The sequence below is a fragment of the Mesorhizobium sp. M0048 genome (assembly GCF_040323405.1).
GTDB lineage: Bacteria > Pseudomonadota > Alphaproteobacteria > Rhizobiales > Rhizobiaceae > Mesorhizobium.
On record NZ_JAMYUV010000020.1, the window covers coordinates 74,200 to 90,636 of the forward strand.

Here is a 16,437-nt window from a genome sequence, read left to right on the forward strand (position 1 = left end):
AATGGCTGAAATAAAACGAACACAGCCGCTGGCACGCGACGCCATGGCTTATGTGCTGGCCGGCGGCCGTGGCAGCCGGCTCAAGGAACTGACCGACCGCCGTGCCAAGCCGGCGGTCTATTTTGGCGGCAAGACCCGCATCATCGATTTCGCGCTCTCCAATGCGCTCAATTCCGGTATCCGCCGCCTCGGCGTCGCCACCCAATACAAGGCGCATTCGCTGATCCGCCATCTGCAGCGCGGTTGGAACTTCCTGCGGCCCGAGCGCAACGAGAGTTTCGATATCCTGCCGGCCAGCCAGCGTGTGTCGGAAACGCAATGGTACGAGGGCACCGCCGACGCCGTTTACCAGAACATCGACATCATCGAGGCCTATGGGCCGGAATACATGGTCATCCTGGCCGGCGACCACGTCTACAAGATGGACTACGAAATGATGCTGCGCCAACATGTCGAGGCCGGCGCCGACGTCACCGTCGGCTGCCTCGAAGTGCCACGCATGGAAGCTACCGGCTTCGGCGTCATGCATGTCGATCCCAAGGACACCATCATCTCCTTCATCGAAAAGCCCGCCGATCCGCCGGGCATTCCCGACAAGCCGGATTTTGCGCTGGCCTCGATGGGCATCTATGTGTTCAAGACCAAGTTCCTGATGGAGCAGTTGCGTCGCGATGCGGCAGAGCCCGGCTCAAGCCGCGACTTCGGCAAGGACATCATCCCCTACATCGTTGAGCACGGAAAGGCGATCGCCCATCGCTTCGCCAAATCCTGCGTGCGCTCGACCGCCGAGAACGAGGCCTATTGGCGCGACGTCGGAACGGTCGACGCCTATTGGGAGGCCAATATCGACCTGACCGACATCACGCCGGAACTCGACCTCTACGACCGCGACTGGCCGATCTGGACTTATGCCGAGTTGAAGCCGCCGGCAAAGTTCGTGCATGACGAGGATGGCCGCCGCGGGTCGGCCGTGTCGTCTCTCGTGTCGGGCGACTGCATCGTTTCGGGCGCTTCGCTGAAGCGAAGCCTGATCTTCACCGGCGCGCGCATCAATTCCTATTCGACATTGGAGGAGGTCGTCATGCTGCCGGACGTCCATGTCGGCCGCAACGCCAGGCTGAAGCGCGTAGTCATCGATCACGGCGTCAGGATTCCGGAGGGGCTGGTGGTGGGCGAGGATCCCGTCCTCGACGCCAAGCGTTTCCGCGTTTCGGAAAAAGGCATCTGCCTGGTCACGCAGGACATGATCAACAGGCTGGGATCGTAGTGCATGCAGGTTCTGTCGGTGGCGCCCGAGATCTTTCCGCTGGTCAAGACCGGAGGGCTCGCCGACGTAACCGGCGCCTTGCCCATGGCATTGGCCGGCAAGGGCGTCACCATGCGCACGCTCGTCCCCGGCTACCCGCAGGTGATGGGCGCCTTCAAGAAAAAGAAGGCGGTTCAGCAATATCCGCTGCTGCAGGGCGGCAAGGCGTCGATGCACGCCGTCCAGATCGCCGGCCTCGACCTGTTCGTGCTCGACGCGCCGCATCTTTTCGACCGCCCCGGCGGTCCATACGGCAACGCGACCGGCGCCGACTGGCCGGACAATTGGCGGCGGTTCGCTGCCTTGAGCCAGGTAGGCGGCGACATCGCCGGGGGCTCCATCTCGGGCTACCTGCCCGATATCGTCCATGCCCATGACTGGCAGTCGGCAATGACGCTCGCCTACATGCGCTACGGCAAGGCGGTCGGCACGCCGTCGATGATCACCGTGCACAACCTCGCCTTCCAGGGCCAGTTCGGCGCCAGCATCTTTGGCGAGCTTGGCCTGCCGGCGGCGGCGATGGCGCTCGACGGCGTCGAATATTACGGCGGCGTCGGCTTCCTCAAGGCCGGCCTGCAGGCCGCCTGGGCGATCACCACGGTCAGCCCGACCTATGCGCAGGAAATCCGTTTGCCCGAATTTGGCATGGGCCTCGACGGCCTGATCAACATGCGCTCCGTCGATCTCCATGGCATCGTCAACGGCATCGATACCGAGATATGGAACCCGGAAACCGACAAGCATCTGGTCTCCAACTACACGGCAAAGACGCTTAAGGCGCGAATGCCCAACAAGGCCGCGGTCGAGGATCGGTTCAGCCTCGATCGCGATGACAGCCCGATCGTCTGCGTCGTCAGCCGGCTGACCTGGCAAAAGGGCATGGACATATTGGCTGCGGCCGTCGACGGCATCGTCGCGGCAGGTGCACGGCTGGCAATCCTTGGGTCTGGCGACGCTGGGCTGGAAGGCGCGTTGCTTGCCGCCGCAGCCCGCCATCGTGGCCGCATCGGCGTCGTCGTCGGCTATGACGAGGGGCTCTCCCACACCATGCAGGGCGGCTGCGACGCCATCATCATCCCGTCGCGCTTCGAACCTTGCGGGCTGACGCAACTTTACGGCCTGCGCTATGGCTGCGTGCCGGTCGTCGCGCGCACCGGCGGCCTTGCCGACACGGTCATCGATGCCAACGAAGCCGCCATCTCTGCCGGCGTGGCGACCGGCTTCCAATTCGCGCCCGCCGATGCCGGCGCCTTGCTGCACGCCGTCCGCCGCCTTGTCGAGGCGCATGCCAATCCCGCGGTGTGGACGTCGATGCAGCGGCAAGGCATGAAGGCCGACGTTTCGTGGGACAAAAGCGCCGAAAAATATGTTCAACTCTATCGCTTGCTGCTTTCGAAAAGGGCTGCCTGACTGATGATCCGCACCGTCGCCACCAAACCCTATCCCGACCAGAAACCCGGCACCTCCGGGCTGCGCAAGAAAGTCCCGGTGTTCCAGCAGGAGCACTATGCCGAGAACTTCATCCAGTCGATCTTCGACGCGCTGGACGGATTCGATGGCAAAACCCTGGTGATCGGCGGCGACGGCCGCTTTTATAACCGCGAGGTCATCCAGAAGGCCATCGCCATGGCCGCGGCAAACGGCTTCGGTAAGGTGATGGTCGGGCAGGGCGGCATCTTGTCGACGCCGGCCGCTTCGCATGTAATCCGCAAATACAAGACCTTCGGCGGCATCATCCTGTCGGCCAGCCACAATCCGGGTGGCCCACATGAGGATTTCGGGATCAAGTACAATGCCGGCAACGGCGGCCCGGCGCCGGAAAAGCTGACCGATGCGATCTTCGAAAAAACCAGGGCGATTTCAAGCTTCAAGATCGCCGATATCGGGCCGGTCGACATCGACACGATCGGGACGGTCAAGGCGGCTGACATGACCGTCGAAATCATCGATCCGGTTGCCGACTATGCCGATCTGATGGAAAGCCTGTTCGATTTCGAGGCCTTGCGGGCGCTGTTCAAATCGGGCTTCCGCATGCGCTTCGATGCCATGCATGCGGTGACCGGCCCCTACGCCAAGGAGATCCTCGAAAACCGGCTCGGCGCGCCGAACGGCACCGCCCGCAATTTCATTCCGCTGCCGGATTTCGGCGGCCACCATCCCGATCCCAATCTGGTGCATGCAAAACACCTCTACGACGAGATGATGGGGCCGAATGCGCCAGACTTTGGCGCCGCCTCCGATGGCGATGGCGACCGCAACCTGATCATCGGCAAGGGCATTTTCATCACCCCGTCGGATTCGCTGGCGATGCTCGCCGCCAACGCCCATCTGGCGCCGGGCTACAAGGCCGGGCTGAAAGGTATCGCGCGTTCAATGCCGACCAGCGGTGCTGCCGACCGTGTCGCCGAAAAGCTCGGCATCGGCATCTACGAGACGCCGACCGGCTGGAAGTTTTTCGGCAATCTGCTCGATGCGGGCATGGCAACGATCTGCGGCGAGGAGAGTGCGGGGACCGGCTCTAACCATGTCCGCGAAAAGGACGGCCTGTGGGCCGTGCTTTTGTGGCTCAACATCCTTGCCGTGCGCGGCGAAAGCGCCAGTGAGATCGTCACCCAGCATTGGGCAGCCTACGGCCGCAATTACTATTCGCGGCACGATTACGAGGAGGTCGAGACCGACCGTGCCAATGCGCTCGTCGACGAACTGCGCGCCAAGCTCGGCTCGCTGCCTGGCACCAGCGTGCGCGGCATGACGATCGCCAGCGCCGATGATTTCGCCTATCACGATCCGGTCGACGGCTCGGTCAGCAAGAACCAGGGCATCAGGGTGTTGTTCGAAGGTGGCTCACGCGTCGTCTTCCGCCTGTCCGGCACCGGCACCTCGGGCGCGACACTGCGGCTTTATGTCGAGCGCTACGAGCCGGACAACAGCCGCCACGATCTCGACACCCAGGAGGCGCTTGCCGACCTGATCGCGGCGGCCGACGACATCGCCGGGATTCGCAGCCATACCGGTCGCGCCAAGCCGAGCGTGATTACGTGACTTTGGTTGACAGTCGGCCGTCTGAGTTCGGCCTGCGTTGCGAGGCTCCCCCTTCTCCCCTTGCGGGAGAAGGTGGCCGAGCGAAGCTCGGTCGGATGAGGGGTGTTCCAGCTTGGCGCACACCTTTGCTCAAATCGCCCATACCTCGTTTCTTCCAGCACCCCTCGTCCGTCTCGGCGCTGCGCGCCGATCCACCTTCTCCCACAAGGGGAGAAGGAGACGCCGTATGAGCCAACTCGGCGCAACCATCACTAAAGAAGGCATCCGCTTCGCCGCATGGTCCTCGTTGGCTCGGCACATCTGGGTCTCGATTTTCGACGAACACGGCAACCGCGAGATCGACCGGCTTGAACTCCGGCCAGAGGGCGACGGCGTCCACGCACTTTTTGTTGCCGGTCTCACCGCCCGCACCCGATATGGATTCCGCGCCGACGGCGACTACGCGCCGGAACACGGTCTCTGGTTCGATCCCGACAAGCTGCTGGCCGATCCCTATGCCGTCGAGATCGACAGGCCCTATGCCTATGATGGCCGACTGGCCGCGCGGCGGGGCGAGGGGGTCGATACCGCGCCGCTGATGCCGAAGGCGATTGCCGGCGCCTTGCCGGAACCCTGGCCCGCCTTGCCGCCGCTGTTTCGGCCCGGCGGCCTAATCTACGAAGTGCCGGTACGCGCCTTCACAAAGCTGCATAAGGACATCCCCGAGAAGCGGCGCGGCACCATTGCAGCGCTCGCTCACCCCCTCGTTGTCGAGCATCTGCGAAAACTCGGCGTCGCAGCCATTGAGTTAATGCCGGTGACAGCATCGATCGACGAACGGCATTTGCCGCCACTCGGGCTGCGCAACGCCTGGGGTTATAATCCCGTGACCTTCATGGCGCTCGATCCGCTACTGGCGCCCGGCGGTCTGGCCGAGTTGCGCGGAACGGTCGCCGCGCTGCGCGAGGCCGGCATCGGCACCATTCTCGACCTGGTGTTCAATCACACCGGCGAAAGCGACCGGCTAGGCCCGACATTGTCGCTGCGCGGCCTCGACAGCCGCGCCTACTACCGGCACGAGGCCGACGGCGCTCTGGTCAATGACACCGGAACCGGCAATACGGTGGCCTGCGACCATCCGGTCGTCCGGGACATGGTCCTCGACACGCTTCGCCACTTTGTCCAGCGCGCTGGTGTCGACGGATTCCGCTTCGACCTGGCGCCGATCCTCGGCCGCGACGACGGCGTTTTCGACGCCGATGCGCCGCTGCTGAACGCCATTCGCAACGACCCTGTTCTTGGCGACCGGGTGCTGATCGCCGAGCCTTGGGACATCGGACCGGATGGCTATCAGCTCGGCAATTTTCCGCCGCCCTTCCTAGAATGGAACGACAGATACCGTGACGATATCCGCCGCTTCTGGCGCGGCGACGGCGGCATGATCGGTGCGCTGGCGACGCGGCTTGCCGGTTCGTCCGACGTCTTTTCCAAAGCAGGCCAGACAACGAGCCGAAGCCTCAATTTCATCGCTGCGCATGACGGCATGACGCTGGCCGATATCGTTGCCTACGAGCGCAAGCACAACGAGGCCAACGGCGAACAGAACCGCGATGGTCACGATGACAACCTGTCCTGGAACAATGGCGTCGAGGGTCAGACCGACGACCAGTCAATCGTTACGGCCCGTTTCGATGACCAGTGCGCGCTGCTGGCGACGCTCTTTGCCTCGCGCGGCACGATCATGCTGACGGCCGGAGACGAGTTCGGCCGCACGCAGCGCGGCAACAACAACGCTTACGCGCAGGACAATGACATTACCTGGCTCGACTGGTCCGGGCGCGACCGGGCGCTGGAGCGGTACACGGCTCTGCTCGCCAAGATGCGTCGTGCCGCGCCGGCGCTTTCGGACACCAGCTTCCTGACCGGAGAGCTGCCAGCCGGCTCGCAAATACCTGACGTCGCCTGGCTGACGGAAACCGGCGTGCCGCTGGATGAAGCAGCCTGGCACGATGCCAGGCGGCACCGGCTGGTCATGGTTCTCGGTAGCGGTGAGAACAGTCGCCTTGCGGTGGTCATCAACGGCGACCGCCGGGCCTGCGTGTTCACGCTGCCGGAACGGGCGGGTTTTCATTGGCGCCCAGCCATCGAAACGGATACTGGCGACATCTCACGGCCGGTGGCTGGGCGAACGGTCATGTTCATGATTGAACACTGGGCCGGGCAGGAGCGCGCAGGGGGAAGCCATGATGGCTGACAATGCCGAATGGTGGGGCGGCTGCGTCATCTACCAGATTTACCCACGCTCCTTCCAGGACACGACAGGCGACGGCAGCGGCGATCTCAGCGGCATCACCTCGAGGCTGGCCCATGTCGCATCGCTCGGTGTCGAGGCAGTCTGGCTGTCGCCTTTCTTCAAGTCACCAATGGCCGATATGGGTTACGACGTTTCGGATTACTGCGCTGTCGATCCGATGTTCGGCACATCAGAGGATTTCGACGCGCTGGTTGCCGAGGCACACCGGCTCGGCCTGAAGGTGATCATCGACCAGGTCCTGTCGCACTCATCGGATCGGCACGAATGGTTCGTCGAAAGCCGCACGAGCCGCGACAACCCTAAGGCCGACTGGTACGTCTGGGCCGATGCGAAGCCCGACGGCACCGCCCCCAACAACTGGCTGTCGCTGTTCGGCGGCCCGGCCTGGGAATGGGACGCAACGCGCAGGCAATATTACCTGCACAATTTCCTCGCCTCGCAGCCGGACCTGAATTTCCACAACCCGCAGGTGCAGGACGCCTTGCTGGAAACGGTGCGGTTCTGGCTCGAGCGCGGCGTCGACGGTTTCCGGCTGGATACGGTCAACTATTACGTCCACGACCGCTGGCTGCGCAGCAACCCGCCTTTGGCGGAAAGCGTCGCCGGCACCAATACGGCAACCAGCCCCTATCTCTATCAGGAGCATCTGTTCGACAAGAGCCAGCCGGAAAACCTTTCTTTTCTCAAGCGCTTCCGGGCCTTGCTTGACGAATATGAAGGCCGCGTCGCTGTCGGCGAGATTGGCGACGAAACTCGTTCCTTGCAGACACTCGCCGCCTATACCGGCGGTGGCGACAAGCTCCAAATGTCCTACACGTTCGATCTGCTCGGCCCGCAATTCTCGGCGTCGCATGTGCGTGGCTGTGTCGAGGCCTTCGAGAGTAAGGTGTTCGACGGCTGGGTTTGCTGGGCGTTCTCCAACCACGATGTCGTGCGCCATGTCAGTCGATGGACAAGGCCGGGCGGCGATCCGGACAGGGTGGCGAAATTCTCGATCGTGCTGCTTTCCTGCTTGCGCGGATCGATCTGCCTTTACCAGGGCGAAGAGCTCGGGTTGGAGCAGGCCGAACTGGCGTTCGAGGATTTGCGCGATCCCTTCGGCATCCGCTTCTGGCCGGCAATCAAGGGGCGGGATGGGTGCCGAACGCCGATGGTCTGGGAGGCTGGCGCCGACAATGCCGGCTTTTCAACCGGCAAGCCGTGGCTTCCGGTCCCGGCAAGCCATCGCGCCCGGGCGGTCGACGTCCAGAATGGCGAGCAAACCTCCGTCCTGGCGAGCTACCGGGCGATGCTGGCCTTGCGCAAGCAGCATCCGGCGCTGGTTCGAGGCTCGATCCGGTTCCTCGATGCCGAAGGCGACGTCCTTGCTTTCATTCGCGAAGGCGGTGACGAAAAGCTGCTGTGTGTCCTCAATTTCGCCAACGAGCCGGCCGGCTGGCAATTGCCGCCGGATCTGGATGTGATAGAGCCGATAGATCTTGGCAGTACTACCGGCGTCTTGCAGGAAGGAACTCTGTCGCTGCCGCCGCTAGGCTGCTTTCTCGGCCGGATCGGCTGATCTCCATCTCATTGAACGAGTACGGAGCGCCCGCAAGTCGCGCCGACAACCCGCACATCGGCCTCGCCGACATGCACGCCGACAGCCGCAAGCACGTTGTAGACCAGTGCGTCGACCGGCGCCGTCACGCCGTTCAGAACCGTTACCACCGCCGGCTTAACCGTTCCGAGCAGGGCCGTCACGTCCAGCCCGAGGCCCAGTGCATTGACGGAGAGCGAGAGGCCGCTGACCAGCGATGTCGTGAGTGATTGCGTCAGGTTTTTTGTGGCGACAGTTTTTATCGTCTTGTTGGCGATATCGGTGCTGTCGAAGGTCAATGTGGTCGGATCGTTGTTGGTGATGGCAAGTGATGAAGAACCCTTCACATCGAGCAGATTGAGGGTAAGCAGCAGAAGCTTCACGCTTACCTGGGCAATCGTGGTGTCGGAGAACGATTGCGGATTGCTGAAATCGGCGAAGGCCGATGGATTGTTGTCGGCGTCGCTGGCGGCAAGGTGCAGCGAGGCCACGCCTGGCTGCGCGGCGATCGAGACCTTGATGCTGTCCGGCCGGCCCGTCGGGCAGCTGACGTCAGTCAGCGTGGCTTCCGCATAGGCGACTTCGACATGCAGAGGCAGATTGACGGACAGCAGACTGATGCCGCCGCCGAGATTGGAATTGCCGATGCCGACTGTGGTGACCAGCTTGATTCGTGTCTGCGCGGTGCGCACCACGGTGCCTTTTTCACCTACGGCCAGCCAGGGTGAATATTGCAACGGTTCACCGATGGCGATGGCGAGCGTAGTGGAGGTAAGTCCCGGAATAGTGGCGCCGAGATCGACCTGGACCTGGTTTGAGCCATTGGCCAGCGAGGCGGCGGCACCCAGCATGCCCATTGCGCTTGCGTCGACGGAAAAGCCGGGAGACTTTTGTCCGAGGCCGAGCTTACCGATCGGGCCAAGATCGATAAGATGACTGAGGGGTATCTTGACCGTGTTCGTGGCCCTTGACGCGATCGTCTGCAGCACAAGTTTGCTGGCGCTGCCCGACCCGGACGCATTGGCCATGGCGGTCGCGATCTGGCCTACCGTCGCTTTTGACGCCAGCACGTCGGAATAGCTGACACCTGTCAGTTGCAACTGCACGGCAAGGGCATCGACGAACGAAAGCACGTTGACGTCGGCCGAGATCAGCGCGTTGTAGTCCATGACGCTGAGCGAGATGTTGCCGCCCAGCAACTTGCTTAGAAGCGCGTTAAGGATGCCGCCATTGACGCTGAGGAGCCTTGACCCGACCGAGAACATCGCTTGCGGGGTCACGCTGGCAATGGCTTCGGTGCCGATAACCGGAGTAGGGATGAGCGAACTGGCGAAATACCGGGCGGGGATTTTGTGCAGGGTGACGCGAACGGCGTTGTACGGCGTTTTACCGGCTTCGAAGCGCTTGTCGACACCAACGGAGGAAGCCGCTGAGTATCGACCGCCGGTGACGGACACGACGGTTTTCCCAGCCGTGGGGACGATTGTCTGACCTGGCTTTTGAACAATGATGCCGGGCATTCGGTTGTCACTGAGCGTGGTTACTGCCGCGGCTTCCATATTGTTGATGTTCGACGCCGCGGTGATCGCCGCCAGATCCGTCATCGCCTGGGCTTCCCTGCGCTCCGTGTAGATCGAACCTTCGTCGACGGCGAAGGCCGCAAGCCCCAGGGCGAATGGCGCTATGAGCGCGGTCATGACGGCAAAGTTCGCCTTCTCGTCGCCAACCATCGAGCGAGCGATCCGGCCGATGCCCCTCAGCAAGAACTGCGACATTCAAATGCCTCCAATCCTGATGGTCGACCTGCGTGTGATCGTGGTTTGCGGCATCGCAAGGCTTGGTAACAGGTTCCAGATCGGCAGGTTGCTGGCATCGTACTGGATCGACACGACGAACTGATTTCCGTCGGCCGTGCTGTCCGTCGCCTGATAGGTCAGCTTGCCGGAATCGACGAACGGGTATCCACTGGCATTGTTTTTGACGAAACTCGCCACCAGCGCCTGGCGCTCGGTTTGGTTCAATCCGGCAATCGCAGTGCGGGCGGCATCGGCGGCGATCTGCTGCAAGGAGTTGCTTGCACCAAAATAGATACCATATGCAACCATTCCGAGCAAGAGCAGGATGAAAACCGGTGAAAGCAGGGCAAATTCGATCGCGGAAGTTCCGGACTCATCTCCAATTTTGCGTAGATTTGTCCTTATTCGACGTGTGTTTTTTGCCGCTAATGAGACAGTTTTACTGTCTGTCTTATCCATTGCCCTTGTCCACGGAACTTAAGAGGGATGTGCCGAACCCGTCCAAATATGTAACCCATGGTTGACTAAGAACCAATTAAGACATTCCCGCAAACTGAAATGATCCGCCAGATTATCTCCCGCGGACGGGCGTTTTCAGGGCGATGAAACGCAGCCAAGCCCATGGTTTCGATCCTTAATTGGCCGTTCCAAGACGACTGTCCCGGCGCCTTACTTTGGGTGACCCCGAGAGACTGTTGAAATAAAAAATCTCCACGTTACTGTTTGGTCACCAGCTGCCGGAAAGGGAACCGGCTGCGCGCTCGAAAGGAACCAGCCAATCGGTTTCGGGGCGTCAACGCTTAGAGACGTGGCTGAAGGGCGACGTCATTAGGGAGAACTCCATGTTGAAACATGTGCTGAAGGCGACGGTACTCGCCACGACCATGGTCTTGGCCGCCGGTACGTTCTACACGCCGGCTTTCGCCGAGACCGTCTACAACCGCGGAGCCGCCGCCGAAGCGGAGACGCTCGATCCGCACAAGACCTCGACGGTCTACGAAGCCGATATCATACGCGACCTGTTCCAGGGCCTCGTCATGCATGATCAGAAGACGAATCTCATTCCGGGCGCCGCCGAAAGCTGGACGGTGTCCGACGACGGCACTGTCTACACCTTCAAGCTGCGCAAGGACGGCCTCTGGTCGGATGGCAGCCCGGTGACGGCGGACGACTTCGTTTATTCGTTCCGTCGGCTGGAAGATCCGGCCACCGCTGCGGAATACGCTTCCATGCTCTATCCAGTGAAGGGTGCCGAGGAAGTCAACACCAAGAAGGGTAAGCCGGAGGATATGGGCGTCAAGGCGATTGACGCAAATACTCTCGAAGTCACGCTCAAGGCGCCAACGCCTTACTTCCTGGAGATGCTGACCCATCAGGCGACCTATCCGGTTAACAAGGCGTCCATCGAAAAGCTTGGCGCCGACTGGATCAAGGCAGGCAAGCTGGTCTCCAACGGGGCCTTTACAGCGGCGGAGTGGATTCCCAACGACCATCTGAAGCTGGTCAAGAATCCGAAATTCTGGGATGCCGCGAGCGTCAAGTTCGACGTGGTCAACTACATCCCGACCGAGGATCGCTCGTCAGCGATGAAGCGCTTCGAGGCCGGCGAACTCGACAGTTATGGTGACCTGCCGACCGAACAGCTCGCAGATCTCAAGGCCAAATTCGGCGACCAGGTCCGCGTCGGGCCATATCTCGGCATCTACTATTATGCGATCAAGACCGACAAGGCGCCGTGGGACAATGTCGAACTGCGCAACGCCATCTCTATGGCGATCGATCGCGACTTCCTGGCCGAAAAAGTCTGGCAGAATTCGATGCTGCCCGGCTATTCGATGGTACCTCCGGGCATCGAAGGCTACACGCCGGCTCTGGCAAAATACGCCGACATGCCGCAGATCGACCGCGAAGACGAAGCCAAGAAAATCCTGGAGAAGCTCGGCTATACGCCCGAGCATCCGCTGAAGATGCAGATCCGCTACAACACTTCGGAGAACCACAAGAACACCGCTGTCGCCATCCAGGAACAGCTGAAGCCGCTCGGCGTCGAGGTCACGCTGCTCAACACCGACACCAAGACCCACTACTCCTTCCTCGAGCAGAAGGGTGATTATGACGTGGCGCGTGCCGCCTGGATCGCCGACTACAAGGATCCGGAAACCTTTCTCGGCATCTCTCGCAAGGCCAGCGGCAACAACTATTCGGTTTACAACAGTCCGAAATTCGAGGCAGCCATGGACGAGGCGGCCGCCGCGGGCGGCAAGCCCGAAGAGCGTATGAAGAAACTCGCCGAAGCCGAGCGCATCCTCGTCGACGACGTCGGCGAGATCCCGCTTCTCTACTATAGCTACCACGATATCGTTTCCTCGAAGCTGCATGGCTTCGACGACAATGTGATGGACATCCATCCGTCCCGCTTCATCAGCAAGGACTGATCCCTTAGCCAGGCCGCCGCGCAACTCAATGCGCGGCGGTGCTGGTTTGCCATCGCATCGGCCCGGAAACCGGAATCGATTTTCGATAATGTCGGTGCGAAGATTTGAAGGCTAGAGCGCAATCGTCCAGCCGGACGCGCGCTGCTCTGGATCAAGCGGGGCACCGATGCTGCGTTACGTATTCCGGCGGCTTTTGACCGCCATTCCGACGCTGTTCGTCATCGTGACCATGGCGTTCTTCCTGATACGTGTCGCGCCGGGCGGCCCGTTCAACCAGGAGCGGGGTCTGAGCCCCGAGATCAGGGCCAATCTCGAAGCCCAGTTCGGCCTCAACGATCCGCTCTGGCTGCAGTACGTCCACTATCTGGGCAATCTTCTGCGCGGCAATTTCGGTCCCAGCTACAACATGCCGGATTTTACTGTCGGCGAGTTGTTCAGGGAGGGCCTGCCGATCTCGATCCAACTCGGCGCTTCGGCACTCGTTCTGGCGCTGCTCCTCGGCAGCGTGCTCGGCACTGTTGCCGCGCTCAACCAGAATAAGCTTGCCGACTATTCGGTGATCGCGCTGGCGACCGCCGGCAGCACCATTCCGACCTTCGTCATCGCCCCGGTAATCCAGCTTGTATTCGGATTGACCTGGAAGCTGCTGCCGATCGGTGGCTGGGGCGATGGAGCCCTTATCAACAAGGTCGGCCCGGTACTGACGCTCGCTCTGCCGCAGATCGCCATCGTTGCCCGCCTGATGCGCGGCTCGATGATCGAATCGCTGCACTCGCATCACATCCGTACCGCGCGCGCTCTCGGCCTGTCCGACTGGTCAGTCGTCGTCAAGCATGCGCTGCGCGGCGCCATCCTGCCGATCGTCTCCTTTACCGGTCCGGCAGCTGCAGCCCTTCTCACCGGCTCGATCATCGTCGAGACCATCTTCTCTATACCGGGCATCGGCCGCCATTTTGTCGTTGCCGCGCTCAACCGCGACTACACTCTGGTTATGGGAACGGTGGTGGTCATCGCGCTCTTCACTATTGTCTTCAACCTGATCGTCGACGTCCTCTATGGTGTCGTCGATCCGAGGGTGCGCTATGACTGATATCGCAGTTGCCGCACCGGTCGTCGGCCGATCCCTGTGGGGTGACGCCTGGGCGCGCCTCAAGGCCAATCGCGCGGCCATGTTCAGTCTGTATTATCTTGCCTTCATCACCGTCATCAGTGTGTTTGGGCCCTATTTCGTGCCGCACCAGTATACCACCATCTATGCCGACTATGTGCGCACGCCGCCGAGCTTCTCCGCCTATCCGCAGGCCGACATGATCGAAGGCGCTCTCGATGAGGCGATCAGGCGTATGCGCGTCGACATCAAGGATTGGCGGCAGGAGGGCAGCCGTGTGTTCGTTACCGTCAGATCGTCCAAGCCGATCGACGACCGCAACATTCGCTACCTTGATCGTTCCGATACCTTTGATGACACAAAGATCGAGAGCAAATCGCCGGATGGTCTCGAAATGGTGATGAGTGCCTCGATCAAGCAGCAATATTTCCTGTTCGGCACCGACAACACCGGCCGCGATCTGCTATCGCGAACGCTGATGGCCGGGCGCATATCGCTGGCCATCGGATTGCTTGCCGGCATTGTGGCCGTGGTCATCGGCGTGCTCTACGGCGCCACCGCCGGCCTTGCCGGCGGCAGGGTCGACGAGGTGATGATGCGTGTCGTCGACGTGCTCTATTCTTTGCCGTTCATCTTCTTCGTCATCATGCTGGTGGTGTTTTTCGGCAGGAACTTCGTGCTAATGTTCCTGGCCGTCGGCGCGGTGCTGTGGCTCGACATGGCGCGCATCGTGCGCGGACAGGCGCTGTCGATCCGCCGGCAGGAATATGTCCAGGCGGCGGAGGCGATGGGCGTCGGACAGCGTGGCATTTTGCTGCGCCACGTCATCCCCAATTTGCTCGGGCCGGTGGTGATCTACATGACGCTGCTGGTGCCGCAGGTCATCATCCTGGAAAGCTTCCTGTCGTTCCTCGGGCTCGGCGTCCAAGAGCCGATGACAAGCTGGGGCGTGCTGATCTCGGTCGGCGCCCAGAACATCGGCTCGGCCAACTGGCTGCTTTTGTTCCCGGCATTCTTTCTCGTCTCGACGTTGTTCGCGTTGAATTTCGTCGGCGACGGCCTGCGTGACGCGCTCGACCCGAAGGATCGTTGAGAGATGGCTGCTTCCGAAACCATCCTCAGCGTCAAGGACCTTCGGGTCCGCTTCCGCACCCTCGACGGTGTGGTGGAGGCGGTGAAGGGCATCAATATCCACGTCAAATCAGGCGAGACCGTCGCCGTCGTCGGCGAATCCGGTTCCGGCAAGAGCCAGACGATGATGGCGGCGATGAGCCTGCTCGCCTCGAACGGCGAGGCCACCGGCACCGTCGATTATCGCGGCCGCAATCTTTTGACCTTGAGCAAGCCCGAGCTCAACAAGATCCGCGGCCGCAAGATCAGCATGATCTTCCAGGAGCCGATGACGTCGCTCGACCCGCTCTATTCGATCGGCAACCAGTTGATCGAGCCGATCCGCAAGCATCGCGGGCTGGGCGCCGCGGCGGCGCGCGAGGAGGCGCTCAAGCTGCTGCGGCTGGTCCATATTCCCGATCCGGAGCGGCGGATGAAATCCTATCCGCACGAGTTGTCGGGCGGTCAGCGCCAGCGCGTCATGATCGCCATGGCGCTGGCCAACGACCCCGACATATTGATCGCCGACGAGCCGACGACCGCGCTCGACGTCACCATCCAGGCACAGATCCTCATGCTGCTCGCCGAATTGCAGCGCAAGCTCGGCATGGCGATCGTCTTCATCACCCACGACCTCGGCATCGTCCGGCGCTTTGCCGATCGGGTCTATGTGATGCGCTATGGCGAGGTGGTCGAGGAGGGCGAAGCGGAAGCGATCTTCGCCAACCCGCAGCACGCCTACACCAAGATGCTGCTTGCCGCCGAACCGACCGGCACCAAGGCGCCGCCGCCGCCGAATGCCCCTGTCCTGCTTGAAGGCAGGAACGTCGAGGTGACCTTCAAGATCGGCGGCGGATTTCTTGGCGGCGAGCCGCTGCTGCTGCGCGCCGTCGATCGCATTTCGATACGGCTGAAGCGCAACCAGACGATCGGCATCGTCGGCGAATCCGGCTCGGGAAAATCGACGCTCGGCCGCGCCTTGCTGCGGCTCCTGCCCAGCGACGGCATCATCCGGCTTGGCGACCGCGACATTTCCCACGCCGATCGCCAGGCGATGCGGCCGCTGCGGCGCGAATTACAGCTCGTCTTCCAGGATCCATTCGGCTCGCTGTCGCCACGCATGACCGTCGGCCAGATAATCACCGAGGGGCTGCTGGTCCACGAGCCCAATCTGTCGGGCAGGCAGCGCGATCTCCGCGCGGTCGATGCATTGCTAGAAGTCGGGCTCGACCCGAACACGCGCAACCGCTATCCGCACGAATTCTCCGGCGGCCAGCGGCAGCGCATCGCCATTGCGCGCGCCATGATACTCAAGCCTAAAGTGGTGGTGCTGGACGAGCCGACCTCGGCGCTGGACCGCTCCGTGCAGAAGCAGATCGTCGAATTGCTGCGCAAGCTGCAGGCCGACCACGAGCTGTCCTATCTGTTCATCAGCCACGATCTCGCCGTCGTGCGCGCCATGGCCGACTACATCATCGTCATGAAGCAGGGCAAGATCGTCGAAGAGGGACCGGCCGAGGCGATCTTCAGTAATCCGCAGGCAACCTACACACAGACACTGATGGCCGCGGCCATCGATGTCACGCGATTTCGCCTGAGCGCATAGCGATTGGTCAGAACTGCGGCGGATAGTGGTTGTTTCGGGAACAAAAACAGCTAAGCCGCTGTTGAGCGGCCCGAGACATAGGTGACGATTTGTACCGGACACATAGGTAACACTTTTCGGTTTTTGCCGGGAGGTGTTGATGCCGTGGAGAGAGTGTTCGGTGAT

Annotated in this window: 11 protein-coding genes; 9 read left to right on the forward strand and 2 right to left on the reverse strand. The window is 61.7% G+C overall.

The window, feature by feature from the left end; genetic code table 11:
* Position 1 precedes the first annotated feature (1 nt).
* From glgC to bglA, 5 genes are all read left to right on the forward strand, one after another.
* Entirely contained in the window at positions 2-1,267 is a 1,266-nt protein-coding gene (glgC, locus tag NKJ84_RS18220; RefSeq protein WP_254819896.1) for a glucose-1-phosphate adenylyltransferase, read from the forward strand.
* Between the two features lie 3 nt (positions 1,268-1,270).
* A complete protein-coding gene (gene glgA, locus NKJ84_RS18225; protein ID WP_352507578.1) occupies positions 1,271-2,716 on the forward strand; it encodes a glycogen synthase GlgA in 1,446 nt (481 codons plus the stop codon).
* Positions 2,717-2,719: 3 nt separating this feature from the next.
* Positions 2,720-4,348 carry an alpha-D-glucose phosphate-specific phosphoglucomutase gene (locus tag NKJ84_RS18230; protein ID WP_352507579.1) on the forward strand — a complete coding sequence of 543 codons (1,629 nt, stop codon included), beginning with the start codon at positions 2,720-2,722 and terminating at the stop codon, positions 4,346-4,348.
* A 226-nt stretch (positions 4,349-4,574) separates the two neighbouring features.
* Positions 4,575-6,581: a glycogen debranching protein GlgX gene (gene glgX, locus NKJ84_RS18235; RefSeq protein ID WP_352507581.1), complete on the forward strand. Its 2,007-nt coding sequence runs from the start codon at positions 4,575-4,577 to the stop codon at positions 6,579-6,581.
* The gene (bglA, locus tag NKJ84_RS18240; RefSeq protein WP_352507582.1) at positions 6,571-8,199 is read left to right on the forward strand and encodes a beta-galactosidase BglA; all 1,629 of its coding nucleotides are present in this window, start codon (positions 6,571-6,573) and stop codon (positions 8,197-8,199) included. The genes glgX and bglA overlap by 11 nt, the downstream gene beginning before the upstream one ends.
* 8 nt (positions 8,200-8,207) lie before the next feature.
* On the opposite strand, the gene NKJ84_RS18245 is transcribed toward bglA, so the two are convergent.
* Positions 8,208-9,992, reverse strand: a complete 1,785-nt coding sequence (locus NKJ84_RS18245) for a pilus assembly protein TadG-related protein (protein ID WP_352507583.1) — start codon at positions 9,990-9,992, stop codon at positions 8,208-8,210.
* The gene (locus NKJ84_RS18250; RefSeq protein ID WP_352507584.1) at positions 9,993-10,472 is read right to left on the reverse strand and encodes a TadE/TadG family type IV pilus assembly protein; all 480 of its coding nucleotides are present in this window, start codon (positions 10,470-10,472) and stop codon (positions 9,993-9,995) included.
* A 383-nt stretch (positions 10,473-10,855) separates the two neighbouring features.
* Between NKJ84_RS18250 and NKJ84_RS18255 the strand changes: the two genes are divergently transcribed.
* The 4 genes from NKJ84_RS18255 (at position 10,856) to NKJ84_RS18270 (ending at position 16,272) form a co-directional block, all read left to right on the forward strand.
* Positions 10,856-12,448 (forward strand): peptide ABC transporter substrate-binding protein, encoded by a 1,593-nt coding sequence (locus tag NKJ84_RS18255; protein ID WP_352507585.1) that lies wholly within the window; start codon positions 10,856-10,858, stop codon positions 12,446-12,448.
* A 166-nt stretch (positions 12,449-12,614) separates the two neighbouring features.
* A complete protein-coding gene (locus tag NKJ84_RS18260) occupies positions 12,615-13,538 on the forward strand; it encodes an ABC transporter permease subunit (protein WP_352507586.1) in 924 nt (307 codons plus the stop codon).
* Complete coding sequence (locus tag NKJ84_RS18265) at positions 13,531-14,649, forward strand: ABC transporter permease (protein WP_254819905.1); 1,119 nt, start codon at positions 13,531-13,533, stop codon at positions 14,647-14,649. Before NKJ84_RS18260 ends, NKJ84_RS18265 begins: the two co-directional genes overlap by 8 nt.
* A 3-nt stretch (positions 14,650-14,652) precedes the next feature.
* Positions 14,653-16,272, forward strand: a complete 1,620-nt coding sequence (locus NKJ84_RS18270) for an ABC transporter ATP-binding protein (protein WP_254819906.1) — start codon at positions 14,653-14,655, stop codon at positions 16,270-16,272.
* Positions 16,273-16,437 lie beyond the last annotated feature (165 nt).

Coding starts and splice junctions, on each gene's coding strand:
- glgC (WP_254819896.1), top strand. CDS start 2: ATGGCTGAAATAAAACGAACACAGCCGCTGGCACGCGACGCCATGGCT.
- glgA (WP_352507578.1), top strand. CDS start 1,271: ATGCAGGTTCTGTCGGTGGCGCCCGAGATCTTTCCGCTGGTCAAGACC.
- NKJ84_RS18230 (WP_352507579.1), top strand. CDS start 2,720: ATGATCCGCACCGTCGCCACCAAACCCTATCCCGACCAGAAACCCGGC.
- glgX (WP_352507581.1), top strand. CDS start 4,575: ATGAGCCAACTCGGCGCAACCATCACTAAAGAAGGCATCCGCTTCGCC.
- bglA (WP_352507582.1), top strand. CDS start 6,571: ATGATGGCTGACAATGCCGAATGGTGGGGCGGCTGCGTCATCTACCAG.
- NKJ84_RS18245 (WP_352507583.1), bottom strand. CDS start 9,992: ATGTCGCAGTTCTTGCTGAGGGGCATCGGCCGGATCGCTCGCTCGATG.
- NKJ84_RS18250 (WP_352507584.1), bottom strand. CDS start 10,472: ATGGATAAGACAGACAGTAAAACTGTCTCATTAGCGGCAAAAAACACA.
- NKJ84_RS18255 (WP_352507585.1), top strand. CDS start 10,856: ATGTTGAAACATGTGCTGAAGGCGACGGTACTCGCCACGACCATGGTC.
- NKJ84_RS18260 (WP_352507586.1), top strand. CDS start 12,615: ATGCTGCGTTACGTATTCCGGCGGCTTTTGACCGCCATTCCGACGCTG.
- NKJ84_RS18265 (WP_254819905.1), top strand. CDS start 13,531: ATGACTGATATCGCAGTTGCCGCACCGGTCGTCGGCCGATCCCTGTGG.
- NKJ84_RS18270 (WP_254819906.1), top strand. CDS start 14,653: ATGGCTGCTTCCGAAACCATCCTCAGCGTCAAGGACCTTCGGGTCCGC.